The following is a 14,360-nucleotide window of genomic DNA, read 5'->3' on the forward strand; positions in this document are numbered from 1 at the left end:
ATTTTTGCTGCAGATACTGTCCTTAACATTGCATGGATATTAATCAAAAAGAAAACGAGAGGCTATGGTATTTGCTTGCCAGGAAAATGGCAAATGAAATAACAGCAGCGGAAAATAAAGAATTGATTACGCTATTGCAGGCAAATCCTGATGCATTATATGCACAGGAAGTTTTGAGTCAGCAATGGCATGATGGCTACAAGAAGTTCAGTTCAAAAGACGCAGATGATGCTTTCAATAAACACCAACTGCGTATGCAAAAGGCGATAAATGGCGATACGGTTCCGGAATATGAAAACAATACCCGGGAAAACCTGCAACGCAAAGGCAGGATAATATTATGGCGATATGTATTTGTTGCAGCAGCCTGCATTTTGGTGGCTTTAATATGGTTTAAATGGAATAACCAACTAAAACCGCCGGCTAAAGTTGAGGACTTACAACAACTGGTTACACAATATGGATCAAAGTCGCAATTGATTTTGCCGGACGGTACCAAAGTTTGGCTGAATGGAGGTAGTACACTGGATTATCCCAAACAGTTTTCCGGGCTGTTGCGTGAGGTTACATTGGAAGGGGAGGCTTTTTTTGATGTTACCGAAAATAAACTGCAACCTTTTCTCGTGCATACAAAAACCTTTACGGTAAAAGTATTAGGCACTGCTTTTAATATACGGGCTTACAATGATGAGGATAGCGCTTCCGCATCGCTCATCAGGGGATCTGTTGAAGTGGAACTTAATGCCAGGAAAAATAATAAGGTATTACTTCGTCCCAACGAAAAATTAGTTGTATCCGCGTTGTCTGCAATAGCTGAACCTGGTGAAACTGCTGCCAATACAGGTGTCACACCTTCAGTAGTGGAGGTGAAGAAATCTTTGGTTACCACCGACAGGTTTAACACCGTTGCTGAAACAGCCTGGGTTGATAATAAACTGGTATTTAAAAATAAATCATTTGAGCAAATTGCATTGGTGCTTGAAAAATGGTTTGCAGTGGAGATAGATTTCAAAAATGAAAACAGGAAGAAGCTGAACCTGAGCGGAACTTTTGACGGAGAAAATCTTGATGAAATATTAAAGGCGTTCATGGAAACCGGCGCATCAACATTTTCTTACAAAAAGGATACTACAGGTGCCATCATAATTTATTGATCAAGCTCTAAAGTCGAAATAATAACCAAACTAAGCTGCATGATTCAAACTGATAATACTACCTGATAAAAAACAGCATATATCTCCATAAACAAAAACGGGAAATGTTGGCGCATTCCCCGTATGATGATGGTGAAGGAGATATGTTGTCCAAAAATGCGATTTAAACAAATATTCAATCAACCAACAAATCAAAGGTAATGCAAAAATTACTACGGCTTAACTGTTCCCGCCCGTGCAGGGAACTAAGAAAAGTGATCCTGTTTATGAAACTGACTGCGCTTTTTTTATTTGTATGCTGTTTGCATGTTAGTGCAAAAGTACATTCTCAAAAAATCACCATTACCCTATCCCGGGTTAGTCTTGAAAAGGCATTTGCCGCCATCGAAAAGCAATCTCAATACCGCTTTGTATACAATGATGATAATATTCCCTTTAACCGCAGGGTAACAGTATCTGCTTCAGGAGCTTCTATTAATGAGATTCTTACGAGTATCCTGAATGAGACCAGCCTTGGCTTCAGGATGCTATCTGATAAACTCATTGTTATAGCGCCGAAAGGCACTGAAAAAAAAGATGTAACAGTAACAGGTACCGTAATAAATACTTTAAATGAACCTTTACCGGGGGTAACTGTTCAATTAAAAAATACCAATGTTGTAGTCACTACAGACAGTGACGGAAAATTTGAAATAAAAGTTCCGGAGAATGCTATTCTGATTTTTTCCTTCATTGGCCACGAAACACAGGAAGTGCCGGTTGATGGAAGAACATCTGTTAATATAACATTGAATGCCGCAGAAAATTCTTTGAATGAAGTGGTGGTGGTAGGGTATGGATCTGAGAAGAAAATAAATATAACCGGAGCGGTAGACCAGATATCCGGTAAAAAGCTGGCAGAAAGACCAATCGCTAATCTCTTCCAGGGATTACAGGGCATCAGCCCGGGATTGAATATTACATATCCCGGCGGACGCCCCGGCGCAACGCCGGCTATTAATATCCGTGGCGTAACAACCTTAACAGGCGGGGGCTCACCTCCATTGATCATTATTGATGGTATCGCTTCTACGGTTGATGATATTCTTCGTTTAAACCCACAGGATATCGGATCTATGTCGGTATTGAGAGATGCAGCTTCCGCTGCTATTTACGGAGCAAGGGCTGCTTTTGGTGTTGTATTAATTACTACTAAAGCCGGCGCAAGCAGTGGTAAACAAAGAGTAAGTTATAATAACTACTTTTCCTGGTCAAAACGCACTGTATTACCTAACCAGATCACCGATCCCTATATTTATTCTAGAGTGCTGGAAACAGCTACAGATAATACGCCATGGGATTATGTTAACTATTCCGACTATCAATATCAATGGGCTAAGGAACGTTCCGAAAATCCATCTATTGAAGATACAAGGGTTGATCCAAATGATCCTACCAAGTGGACTTATATGGGCAACAATAACTGGAACGATTATTTTTTTAATAAAGCCAGTGCTTCACAAAATCACAGCATATCATTCAGCGGGGGCGCTGAAATAGGAAAAGGCAAACCATTTGGTTACCTGCTTTCTGCAGACTGGACAAAAGAGAATGGTTTGAATAAATTAGCGAAAGATGACTGGAACCGTTATGGATTACGCGCTAAAGTAAATTTCACCCCACTTACCTGGTTTAAGATTGAAAACAACCTCAACATCTATCAAACAATTACAGATGCACCCACTTATAATATTACTGACCTGTATTATCTGCAACCCACGCAGGTAGCTAAAAACCCTGATGGAACCTGGGCTAACACAGGTGCCGGAAGATTAGGCGCTCAGTTAACAGATGGAGGACGTAATGATCAGACAAGATTCGGGTTTCAAAATATCATACGTGGAACAGCGAGCTTTTTGAATAATGATCTGCAGGTAACAGGAAGTGCGAGCTTTAAAAGAGAGATATGGAAATATAATGTTGACTATCGTAAATATAAAATCGGGTATGGCCCCGATGATATACGCGAAGAAGGCGGCAGCGGTTCAGTATCTGCAACCAACGGAATTGTAAAGCATGATGTGTATGATTTGTTTGCAACCTACAATAAAACTGTTGCCAATGATCATTCATTCAAAATACTGGCAGGTTATAACCAGGAAGAATATGTGTGGTCTTATGAGCAGGTAAGTCGTGACAGGCTTATATCTTCTTCGCTACCCTACATATTTTTAACTACAGGAGAAAACCCTCTCCTTGATGCAGATTACAGCACTTACGCGCTGCAAAGTGTTTTTGGAAGATTGAATTATACTTTTAAGAATCGTTATATCATTGAAGGAAACGGGCGCTACGACGGATCATCAAGATTCCCGAGGCAGAGGCGCTGGGGCTTCTTCCCATCTGTTTCCGCGGCGTGGATTGCCAGCGAAGAAAATTTCTTCAAACCCCTGCAGGATAAGATCTCTTCATTGAAGTTTCGAATTTCTTATGGCGACCTGGGTAATCAGAGCGTAAGTAACTTCGGCTACATACAAACCTTACCAACCGGCATTTCCTCCTATCTTATCAACAATGCAATGCCCACTATTATTACTGGCGCTCCGCCATTGAGCGTTGATCCTGATACCTATACCTGGGAAAAGGTAACCACCTTCAACGTAGGTACAGATATAGGGTTGTTCAATAATAAAGTACAGGCAGGCTTTGATTATTTTGTGCGCAAAACAATTGGTATGCTTGGCCCGGTACAGGAGTTGCCTGGTGTATTAGGCACTTCGGCGCCAACACAAAATGTTGCTGACCTGTCTACCAAAGGATGGGAATTAACTGTAGGTTATCGCGATAATTTCGATATCGCTGCCAAACCATTTTCATTTGGCATAAAAGTGTTTGTATCTGATTCAAAGTCTAAAATTACAAAGTACAGAAACGATCAGTTGTTGTTGTCAAGCTATAGGGTTGGGCAGGAAATTGGCGAAATTTGGGGATTGGAAAATGATGGATACTTCTCAAGTCAGGAAGAGATTGATGCGCTGGACGAATCTGCTATTGTACCATGGGGTGCATTGGATATAGTGCCTGGTTGGCCCAAATATATTGACCAGAACAAAGATGGGGTAATTGAAAAGGGAAATACGGTAACCGACCCCAAAGACTTAAAGATCATAGGCAATACCAGCCCGCGATACCGCTTTGGCATTAACCTCGATTTTGACTGGAATAATTTTGATCTCTCTGTATTTTTACAAGGTGTTGGTAAGCAGGATTTTTATCCCCGTCACTATCTTTTCTGGGGGCCTTACCAGCAACCTTATGCCGGTATTTATGAATGGAATCTTGATTACTACCGCGGTGCTTCTGAAACCGGCGCAGAAAGAGACAGGCATTCCGCATCGTATATAGCGGCCGGACTGGCAGATGAAAATAAAAATTCCTATTTCCCTGTATTGCAATCCTGGCTTGCTGATGCTAATTACGGCGCTGGGCTGGATATTCCGCAAACAAAATATCTTTTAAATGCATCTTATCTGCGCATTAAGAATGTAACGCTTGGGTATACTATTCCAAATGCTGTTACCAAAAGATTTAAAGTAAGCAGGCTGAGGGTGTTTTTTACCGGGGAAAACCTGTATGAATTTTCTGCTATCAAAAAATATATTGATCCCGAAGCTGTGGCAGATGGATGGGGCTGGGCTTATCCATACCAGCGTAAATATGCTTTTGGTATCAATCTCGATTTCTGAGAGGACGGTGCAATATTGTTAACAGAAAAAATGTACAAATGAAAAAGTTTATCAACATAAATATTATAATCACCTGCATGATACTGCTACTGGCTTCATGCAAAAAAGATTTTATGGACAGGTACCCGCAGACATCAGTACCGCCTGACCTCTTTTTTAAATCTGAAGAAGACCTTTCACTTTACATCAATGGACTTTTAACCATACCGGGCAGGGGCAATTACCTGTCAGACCAGGATACGGACGATAAAGCCACAACAGGCGCGGTAGAAATAAAATCTATCATGACAGGTAATCCAAGTTCCCAGAATATTACATCAGGATGGTCATGGGGCAGACTGAGAAATATTAATTATTTCCTGGACAATTATGGCAAAGCCGATGTTTCTGAAGAAGTGAAAAATCATTATGCCGGGTTGGCGAGATATTATCGTGCGTTGTTTTATACAAATATGGTAAAACGTTACTCAGATGTTCCCTGGTATTCCAACGCGCTTAACCCATCTGATACAAGTGATTTATATAAACCCCGCGACCCCCGTGCATTGGTAATGGATAGTGTGATGGCTGACCTGGCATTTGCTGCCGATAAAGTGAGAGAAGATGTACCAACAGGAACCCCCAATGTATGGGTGATGAAACTCCTGCAGGCAAGAACAGCCCTGTATGAGGGAACATATAGAAAATACCACGATGAACTGGGGCTTGAAAGTACTGCTGGCGGGTTATTGCAATTGGCGGCAGAAGTATCAAAAGAGATAATGAGTTCCGGCAACTTTATCCTGCACGATTCTTATGGAGAATTGTTTACCAGCGCCAGCCTTGCAGGTAATAAAGAAGTATTACTGGCAAGCATTTACGACCAGGATCTGAAACGCAGCGGAGGTAATGGAAATATTCTTGACTATGAAATGTCGCCTTCACGCGACCTGGTGCAAACTTATCTTATGAAAGATGGCAGCAGGTTTACCGCGCAACCTGGTTATCAAACTTTCGGATTTGTGCAGGAGTTTCAAAACCGTGACCCAAGACTATCTGCATCATTAATATACCCAGGTTTTGTATTTGCCACCAACGCGCCTAATCCTAAACCATATGTTCAACGGCTGAATAAGAACTTCACAGGATATCATCAGTTGAAAGGTTATATCAATAGCACAGACAATAAAACAATTGCTGATGTTGATTTTCCCGCTTATCGCTACGCAGAGGTGCTGCTTATTTATGCGGAAGCAAAAGCAGAACTGGAAAACCTTACCCAATCCGATCTTGATGAAAGTGTAAACCTGCTTCGCGACCGCGTGGCGCTTCCTCATCTTGATCTGGCTTGGGCCAACAGCAATCCGGATCCGGTGCTGGCTGCAAAATATCCTAATGTATCGGGAGCAAACCAGGGTGTTATTTTAGAAATACGCCGCGAAAAAAGAGTAGAATTTGCTATGGAAGGGTATAGGTTTGATGATTTGATGAGATGGGAAGCCGGCAAAGAGCTGGAGAAAATACCAGAAGGTATGTACTTTTCCGGGTTAGGAAATTTTGATCTTACAGGAGATGGTATTCCTGATATTAAATTGATAGATAAAGGAGCAACAATACCTAATGAAGATGCTAAAGAGACAAATTCGCTTGGTGAAAAACTGGTATATTATAAAGCCGGAAGCTTTGGTGAAGATGTAACGGTATATCTTAAAAACGGGAATTCGGGCGGTACAACTGTTACGGAGGTAACACCAAGGCAATTCCTCGATCCGAAATATTATTATCGTCCCATACCGTTCAACCAGGTTACTTTAAACCCTGCTCTGAAGCAGTTATTCGGATGGCAGTAGCTTTGTGCAATATAAAAAGCCGGGATTTTGAAATAGCTCCCGGCTTTTATTTACAATCTGTAACTATCAACTCATGCATCCTGTACAACAAATCCCTGTTAAGCATGGCAAGTGCAGAGAGTGGAATACAGATATGAGAGAAATTCGCGAAATGCATCCTCGTTGGCCGGTATCATCCGTGTATTCTGTGCGCTATTCTGTAAAAAGAAGATAGCTATATTGTCATGCAGCGCAGGTAACGGAATCCGGGGCTTTAAAAACAATTGTATAAATTAGTCAAGATGAAAAATTTTATTCTTCCGGTTTTTTTTCTTTGTTGTATCGCATCTTCTTTTGCCCAGCAAAACAAAAAAGCCATCTTTGTTATTGTTGATGGTATTCCGGCTGATGTGATAGAAAAATTAAACACACCCAACCTTGATGCTATAGCAAAAGCGGGTGGCTATACGAGGGCGCATGTTGGAGGAGAAAGAGGGGGCTATTCAGAAACACCTACTATCTCCGCTGTAGGTTATAACAGTTTACTTACCGGCACATGGGTAAACAAGCATAACGTTTGGGATAATGATATTGCTGCACCCAACTATAGTTACTGGACCATCTTCCGCTTTTTAAAAGAACAGTATCCACAGAAAAAAGCGGCTGTATTTTCCAGCTGGGAAGACAACAGGACAAAACTGGTTGGTGAAAATCTTGCAGCAACCGGAAATCTCAAGCTCGATTATCATTTTGACGGGCTGGAACTTGACACAACAAAATATCCCCATGATAAAAGAAGAGATTTTATGCACCGGATAGATGAAGCGGTGGTAGATAACGCGGCAGATTATATTAAGAAAGAAGCACCGGATCTTTCATGGGTATATCTTGAATACACCGATGATATGGGGCATATGCATGGCGATAGCCCTGAGTTTTATAAAGCCGTTGAAATGATGGATAACCAGATGGGGAGATTATGGTCGGCTATACAATACCGTGAGAATAATTTTAAAGAAGATTGGGTGATATACATTACTACCGACCATGGCAGAAGCGCAGATAACGGAAAAAATCATGGCGGACAATCAGACAGGGAAAGAGCTACATGGATAGTGACCAGTGCAAAAGGTTTGAACAGTTATTTTAAAACAGGCAATCCCGGTGTGATTGACATCATGCCATCCATTGCTTCCTCCTTAAATATAACCATTCCTAAAGAGCGGCTGATGGAGGTAGATGGTATTCCACTTACCGGTACTATTTCTGCTACAACTGCCAATGCTATGCTGGAAAATGGCAAAATAAAAGTTAGCTGGAAAGCTGTTGCTAAAAAAGGCAATGCGAAAATATGGCTCGCAACTACCAATCATTTTAAAGAGGGAGGGAAAGATGAATACAGTTTGGTTGCCACTGTGCCGCTTGTAAAGCAGGAAGCGGTTATTGATGTAAGCAATAGTCCTTCATCGTTTTATAAAATAGTTATTGAAGCGCCCCAAAATATGCTTAACCGGTGGATTGTAGAAAAGAAACAATAGCTGATATTTGATGAATTAATTGTAATAAAATATGCGTATAAAATATAGCATCGCCATCTGTGTTGCTGTGCTGGTAATATCATGTAAAGTTCAGCGTAGCGCCTCAACAAACATTACCAGCCCTTCATTGGTTACGCAAGGCCCATTGTGGGGTGCGGTATGGCAGCAAAAAGCGTCAGAGTATAAGGCACTTTGTTTCCAGGCATATAATACTGCCAGGCTGCAATTGGATATGATTTTAAAAGAACCGCAGGATAAACCGCTTGCACTTGTTACAGATATTGATGAAACGATCTTGGATAATAGTCCTTACCAGGTGCATAGTTCTTTAAAAAATGAGGAGTATAGTGATTCATCCTGGATAGTATGGACAAAACGTGTGGATTGCGATACGGTGCCGGGTGGTTTGAGTTTTTTTCAGTATGCAAAAAGCAAAGGTGTAAGTGTATTTTATATTACCAACAGGCTGGAGGAAGAACGGGAACAAACTTTAAAAGATCTGCAACGTTGGAATTTTCCGGACGCGACCAACGATCACCTTATTTTGAAAACCGCTGGTTCCGGCAAAGGTCCCCGCCGCGACAAGGTTGCTGCCAATTATAAGATTGTAATGCTTTTTGGAGATAACCTCAGTGATTTCAGCTCTGTGTTTGATAAGAAGCCGCAGGATGAAAGAGATAACCAAACCAGGGATAATGCTGCTATGTTCGGTTCAAAATTTATTGTGCTGCCCAATATTATGTATGGCGATTGGGAAGGAGCATTATATAATTACCGGCATGCATTGCCTGCCGGGCAAAAGGATAGCATCATTACAGCAAACCTGAGAAAATATTAAGAACAAGACACCCTGCCCTATACCTTTCACCTTCTCCTACCTCAGCTTTTTGCACATAGTGTAATGCGGGATGGTTACTTCGTAAAATTCATCGCCCAGTACCTTGTATCCGAATTTTTCATAAAATCCCACGGCAGATGTGCGGGCGTGCATCATTAAAGTTTCGTAGCCTTTATCGCGGGCTACATTTTCAGCAAAAGTCATTAAAGAGGCGCCAATACCTTTTTTCTGGAGGGTGCTGCTTACCGCCATTTGCCGTAGCCGGCAGGTACTGCCTTCGGCACGGGTAATCAGGCAGCAGCCAATCAACTTATCTTCTTCAAAAGCGCCGATTAAAATATCATCTTTCTCACGGTCTAATTCTTCCGGGTCAAAGTAAAGCCCCAGGGGCTTACGCAAAATTTCATCCCGCAAATCAATCATTTGCTGGTATTCCACAGAATCATGGTCTATAATCTTTAATGGCATGCGCTTTTTTTACAGGGGTAAACTTAAAAATACAAAAAAAGGATATACAAAATATGCGAAAATTGACGGTAAATCCGGTTTTAAACCCGTATTATATTAATATAGATATGCATGCCTGAAAATAGGATTAAGCACCTCTTTTTAATACAATTTCAAATAGATATTGTTTTTATCCCAAAAACTATATTTTTGCACCCAGTATTAACCAAATTTTACAACCATGTCTGACATTGCAACAAGAGTTAAAAAGATTATTGTTGACAAATTAGGTGTTGATGAAGCTGAGGTAACTCCCGAGGCATCTTTCACCAATGATCTCGGAGCTGATTCATTAGACACAGTAGAACTGATCATGGAATTCGAAAAAGAATTCAATATCTCCATTCCGGATGAGCAAGCTGAAACCATCACCACTGTTGGACAGTCTATCGCTTATCTCGAGGAGCATGCAAAGTAATTTTTTTCCTTTTAGCTGATCGCGGGCAAACTTGCTTATGGATTTAAAACGAGTTGTTGTAACAGGCATTGGTGCCTTAACCCCATTGGGAAATTCTGTGCCGGAATACTGGCAGGGGCTCATTAATGGTGTGTCCGGGGCTGATGCAATTACGTTATTCGATGCATCTAAATTCAAAACAAGGTTTGCCTGCGAACTAAAGCAGTTTGACCCTACCAGCTTTTTAGATAAAAAGGAGGCAAGAAAAATTGACCGCTTTACACAAACTGCGCTGGTTTGCAGCGATGAAGCGGTGAAAAGCGCCGGCATAACGAAGGAAAATATTAATCCTGACCGTGTTGGTGTTATTTTTTCGAGCGGTATTGGAGGTTTAATAACCTTTCAGCAGGAGGTAACCGAGTTTGCGCTTGGCGACGGCACTCCGCGTTTCAATCCCTTTTTTATTCCTAAAATGATACTTGATATTGCTGCGGGGCAAATATCTATGCGTCATGGATTCCGTGGTCCTAACTATGCTGTTGTTTCTGCATGCGCTTCATCTACCCATGCTATAATGGATGCCTTTAACCTGATAAGACTGGACAAGGCTGATGCAATAATAGCAGGAGGAAGTGAAAGTGTGATACGGGAAGCCGGCGTTGGTGGCTTTAATGCCATGAAAGCTTTAAGTGAAAGAAATGACGATCCTAAAACAGCATCACGGCCGTTTGATAAAGATCGCGATGGTTTTGTAATAGGCGAAGGCGCGGGGATTTTGGTGCTTGAAAGCCTTGACCATGCTATAAGCAGGGGCGCAAATATTATTTGTGAGATAGCGGGCGCAGGAGCTTCAGCAGATGCGCATCATATTACGGCTCCGCATCCAGAAGGGCTTGGTGCTAAAAATGTAATGACGGTTACATTGGCTGATGCCGGTATGAAACCTGAAGATATTGATTATATCAATGTGCACGGCACTTCTACACCGCTGGGTGATATTTCGGAAGTGAAAGCTATCCAGAGTGTATTTGGTGAGCATGCCTATAACCTGAATATCAGCTCTACCAAATCAATGACCGGGCACCTGCTTGGCGCTGCCGGTGTTATTGAAGCTATAGCCTGCGTAATGGCGGTTAGGGATGATATTGTTCCGCCCACCATCAACCATTTTACCGACGATCCGGACCTTGACCCAAAACTGAATTTCACATTCTGGAAAGCACAAAAACGTACCGTGCGTGCCGCTTTGAGCAATACTTTCGGCTTTGGTGGTCATAATGCTTCTATCATCGTTAAGAAATATTCTGCCTGATTTTATCGTTAACTGTAAATGAAAACAACTGCCCGTGAGGCTGGTTTAAACATTAAGGCATTAAGGCAATTAAGAAATAACTTAACTACTCTTAACTTCTTAATGGTTTATAAATTATGCCGGATAAAAAATTTGAACAGCCTCTTAAAGAGTTGTTTTACATTTGCTCAATATTACTCCTAAAACAATAAATTTGGCTTTAGTCAGGTATTTCATTCAATATCTCGGGATTGACAAAACCAACCGATCCTTTTACAAACAACTGTGCAATGTGCTTGGATTTGCACCAGGTACCATTTCACTCTATAAAACCGCCCTTAGCCACCGTTCTGTTAAAGAAGGCACCGATGAAAACAACGAAAGGCTTGAATATCTCGGTGATGCCATATTGAGCGGTATAGTGGCAGATTATCTTTTCAAACGTTATCCCTATAAAGGCGAAGGATTTCTTACAGAAATGCGCAGCAAGATGGTGAACCGCCAAACACTGAATGAAATAGCGGTGAAAATGGGGCTGAAGAAAATTACCATCTATAATAAAAACGACGGCTCTCTTAAAGTAAGCCAGATATTCGGTAATACGCTTGAGGCGCTCGTGGGAGCAATATATGTAGACAAAGGCTTCAACCAAACCAAGCAATGGGTATTAAAGCAAATCATCATTCCTCACATGTTTGTTGAAAATCTCGAAACGCTTGAAATAAACCACAAAAACAAGTTATACGGCTGGGCAAATAAAAATGGTAAAAACCTGGAGTTTGAAACATTGGACGAAAGGTTTGAAAATGGCAGAAGGCTGTTTACCGTTGGCGCAGTAGTAGACGGTGAATTACTTGCAGAAGGAAAAGCCTTTAATAAAAAAGACGCCAGCCAGGTAGCTTCACAAATTGCAGTAGAGAAATTGGGATTGGGAAAGGGAGAGGAGTAGGGTAATTTTTTTAATTGCAGTTTCTGAATTGAGAAATAGTGTCCTTTTAATGGTAAACTCAGAGGGTATTTTTTCAGCAAGACAAACATTTATGAAAAAGCCTTATACACCTTTTCTTGCTTTCCTGGTTCTAATCTTAATAACGATCCCTTTTTCGTTTGATTTTTCAACTTCTATAGTTCCAGGTTGGCATACCACAATTTTTCCAGCGTATTTTATTGGGGAACTTATAGTTATAATTGTTTTACTTTTTGTAATAATAGGTTATTGGTTATTATCTAAACAGGGAGATAAAACAAGTTGGATTTTATTTGCAATACATTTCCTGTTTACAATACCAACAATAATTTACATAAAGTTTCCAACCGTTTTTTTGGATTTACAAATACCAAACCAAGACAAACAGATAAAAGCTATAGCATTTAGAATGCACTTTATTTCTGCAGCCTGGATATTATTTGTTTTAGGACAAATTCTATTTGTAATTTATTATATAAGGGTACAAAAAGTTAAACATACTATATCTCCATAACTTCTTTTCCCCAGGTTTTGTCTCTGATCAATAACCAGTTTTTTCTTACTGGTGTTTCTTCACACACCAGCATAAAGGGGTGAATATGTTTCGGTATGTGTCTTCACCATAGCCGTCAACTTAAAAAATATGAGCAACAAAAGACCCCGAAAGGGGTTCAATTTGAATAGCCATCGGTGCAACCGGTGGTCGAATGAATCGGTTTTTACATTGAACCCCGCAGGGGTTCAACAAAAACTCCGCCATTTTACCGTGAGTTCCACTCACGGCTATTCAAATTCAAGCCCTTTGGGCTTAAGTTGACGGTTATGGTGAAGACACATACCGATAGGACAAAGTTCTCTGAAACACAAACATTCGCCTACATCAATGGCCACTTAAACCCACTCTTCATCGCCACCTTCATTCCTGTAGCAGACGATTTTCTTGCGGCTTCTATTACCTCAAGCACATGCAGCGCATGCTCAACATTTATAACGGGCTCAGTTTTGTTGATGAGCGATTCACCAACTTTTGTTGCGCCTTCCTGCCATACATAGCCACCCTTATCGGTGCTCAATAATTTTGGCGCCTGGTCCCATGAGTCATCGAGTATTACACCATTTGTTTCCCAATCGTAACCAATCAGGCGCATGTTTCCTTTATCTCCAAAAATTTGTATACTATGTAAAGATTGATTGCCTGCTTCATGCCCATGCGGGTCAAAAAAGTTAAAACCGCACATCACATGCGATATCACGCCATTGCCATGATCCATTAATATATGCGCATTATCCTCCGCCTCCACTTTTACTGTTCCTTTATCATCAACCGTTCTTTCCGGCTTCACTATAGAAAGCATCGCCATTACGCTTTTGGCAGGGCCAAGCAATGCAGTAAGCGTAGCCATATTATATACACCAAGGTCGGGCATGCTGCCTCCCCCTTTTTCATAAAAGAAAGCCGACCATGTTGGACCGGTATGCCCGTATTGCCCATGCGCACTGGCGAGTTTCCCCAACTTACCTTCCTGTATGCACTTATTCATAAACGCAAACTGCGGGCTGTTTACAACTGCAGGCGCCCCCCATATCCGCAGCTTTTTTTGTTTAGCCAGGTCCAGCAATGCTTTTCCTTCGGCATAAGTATTTGCCATCGGCTTTTCACTCCATACATGCCTACCGGCAAGCAGTGCCTGTTTGTTCAGCCGCCCATGTTCCTGCATATCTGTTAAGGTTACCATCATATCAAACGGCGCGCCTTTCAGCATGGCGTCTATATGAGGATAAGTTTTAGCGCCAACATTATATTGTTTGTTCTGGGCTTCGGCACGTTCCGGTTTAATATCGCAGAGACTAACAATTTCAATAAATAAAGAACTTTGCAGGTGCGGAATATACCGGTTGCTGACGCTGCCACAACCGATTATGGCTACCCGGAGCTTTTGTTGGCGCGCTTCAGCAGCAAAGCCTTCAAGTGAGGATAATAATGCAGCTGCCCCTGCTGAGGCTGTGTATTGCAAGAATTGTTTCCTGGAGATGTTGTTGTTCATATAGCAATCGTTTGAGGGTAGACAATGAAATGCAATTCAAAAGTAAAGTTTTTATGGAAGCTCGTTTGATTTTTCCGTTTGTCAATCAAT

General features: G+C 41.3%; 11 protein-coding genes. 9 read left to right on the plus strand and 2 right to left on the minus strand.

What is annotated here, in order from left to right; all coding sequences use genetic code 11:
* Window positions 1–32 precede the first annotated feature (32 nt).
* The 5 genes from DC498_RS05320 (at window position 33) to DC498_RS05340 (ending at window position 9,063) form a co-directional block, all read left to right on the plus strand.
* On the plus strand, window positions 33–1,154 hold the full coding sequence (locus DC498_RS05320; protein ID WP_116873107.1) for a FecR family protein: 1,122 nt from the start codon (window positions 33–35) through the stop codon (window positions 1,152–1,154).
* Window positions 1,155–1,354: 200 nt separating this feature from the next.
* On the plus strand, window positions 1,355–4,879 hold the full coding sequence (locus DC498_RS05325) for a TonB-dependent receptor (protein ID WP_240627867.1): 3,525 nt from the start codon (window positions 1,355–1,357) through the stop codon (window positions 4,877–4,879).
* A 38-nt stretch (window positions 4,880–4,917) separates the two neighbouring features.
* Window positions 4,918–6,708 (plus strand): RagB/SusD family nutrient uptake outer membrane protein, encoded by a 1,791-nt coding sequence (locus DC498_RS05330; protein WP_116873108.1) that lies wholly within the window; start codon window positions 4,918–4,920, stop codon window positions 6,706–6,708.
* A 281-nt stretch (window positions 6,709–6,989) separates the two neighbouring features.
* Window positions 6,990–8,225, plus strand: a complete 1,236-nt coding sequence (locus DC498_RS05335; RefSeq protein ID WP_116873109.1) for an alkaline phosphatase family protein — start codon at window positions 6,990–6,992, stop codon at window positions 8,223–8,225.
* 31 nt (window positions 8,226–8,256) lie between these two features.
* Window positions 8,257–9,063: a 5'-nucleotidase, lipoprotein e(P4) family gene (locus DC498_RS05340; protein ID WP_116873110.1), complete on the plus strand. Its 807-nt coding sequence runs from the start codon at window positions 8,257–8,259 to the stop codon at window positions 9,061–9,063.
* Window positions 9,064–9,099: 36 nt separating this feature from the next.
* Here the strand turns inward: DC498_RS05340 and DC498_RS05345 are convergent, their stop codons facing one another.
* Complete coding sequence (locus tag DC498_RS05345; RefSeq protein WP_116873111.1) at window positions 9,100–9,531, minus strand: GNAT family N-acetyltransferase; 432 nt, start codon at window positions 9,529–9,531, stop codon at window positions 9,100–9,102.
* A gap of 220 nt (window positions 9,532–9,751) precedes the next feature.
* Here DC498_RS05345 and DC498_RS05350 point away from each other — a divergent pair, with 220 nt between their 5' ends.
* From DC498_RS05350 to DC498_RS05365, 4 genes are all read left to right on the plus strand, one after another.
* Window positions 9,752–9,988, plus strand: a complete 237-nt coding sequence (locus DC498_RS05350; RefSeq protein WP_116873112.1) for an acyl carrier protein — start codon at window positions 9,752–9,754, stop codon at window positions 9,986–9,988.
* A 37-nt stretch (window positions 9,989–10,025) separates the two neighbouring features.
* Window positions 10,026–11,279 (plus strand): beta-ketoacyl-ACP synthase II, encoded by a 1,254-nt coding sequence (fabF, locus tag DC498_RS05355; protein ID WP_116873113.1) that lies wholly within the window; start codon window positions 10,026–10,028, stop codon window positions 11,277–11,279.
* A gap of 193 nt (window positions 11,280–11,472) precedes the next feature.
* Window positions 11,473–12,207, plus strand: coding sequence for a ribonuclease III (rnc, locus tag DC498_RS05360; protein WP_116873246.1), 735 nt, complete (start codon window positions 11,473–11,475; stop codon window positions 12,205–12,207).
* Between the two features lie 91 nt (window positions 12,208–12,298).
* The gene (locus tag DC498_RS05365) at window positions 12,299–12,739 is read left to right on the plus strand and encodes a hypothetical protein (RefSeq protein WP_133176771.1); all 441 of its coding nucleotides are present in this window, start codon (window positions 12,299–12,301) and stop codon (window positions 12,737–12,739) included.
* Between the two features lie 361 nt (window positions 12,740–13,100).
* Here the strand turns inward: DC498_RS05365 and DC498_RS05370 are convergent, their stop codons facing one another.
* Window positions 13,101–14,270, minus strand: a complete 1,170-nt coding sequence (locus tag DC498_RS05370; RefSeq protein WP_206197532.1) for a Gfo/Idh/MocA family protein — start codon at window positions 14,268–14,270, stop codon at window positions 13,101–13,103.
* Window positions 14,271–14,360 lie beyond the last annotated feature (90 nt).

This window comes from Terrimonas sp., assembly GCF_003075435.1.
In the GTDB taxonomy this organism is placed as follows: domain Bacteria; phylum Bacteroidota; class Bacteroidia; order Chitinophagales; family Chitinophagaceae; genus Agriterribacter.

Excerpts from the sequence above, each read along its gene's own strand:
- DC498_RS05320 (WP_116873107.1), top strand. The coding sequence starts at position 33 with ATGGATATTAATCAAAAAGAAAACGAGAGGCTATGGTATTTGCTTGCC.
- DC498_RS05325 (WP_240627867.1), top strand. The coding sequence starts at position 1,355 with ATGCAAAAATTACTACGGCTTAACTGTTCCCGCCCGTGCAGGGAACTA.
- DC498_RS05330 (WP_116873108.1), top strand. The coding sequence starts at position 4,918 with ATGAAAAAGTTTATCAACATAAATATTATAATCACCTGCATGATACTG.
- DC498_RS05335 (WP_116873109.1), top strand. The coding sequence starts at position 6,990 with ATGAAAAATTTTATTCTTCCGGTTTTTTTTCTTTGTTGTATCGCATCT.
- DC498_RS05340 (WP_116873110.1), top strand. The coding sequence starts at position 8,257 with ATGCGTATAAAATATAGCATCGCCATCTGTGTTGCTGTGCTGGTAATA.
- DC498_RS05345 (WP_116873111.1), bottom strand. The coding sequence starts at position 9,531 with ATGCCATTAAAGATTATAGACCATGATTCTGTGGAATACCAGCAAATG.
- DC498_RS05350 (WP_116873112.1), top strand. The coding sequence starts at position 9,752 with ATGTCTGACATTGCAACAAGAGTTAAAAAGATTATTGTTGACAAATTA.
- fabF (WP_116873113.1), top strand. The coding sequence starts at position 10,026 with ATGGATTTAAAACGAGTTGTTGTAACAGGCATTGGTGCCTTAACCCCA.
- DC498_RS05365 (WP_133176771.1), top strand. The coding sequence starts at position 12,299 with ATGAAAAAGCCTTATACACCTTTTCTTGCTTTCCTGGTTCTAATCTTA.
- DC498_RS05370 (WP_206197532.1), bottom strand. The coding sequence starts at position 14,270 with ATGAACAACAACATCTCCAGGAAACAATTCTTGCAATACACAGCCTCA.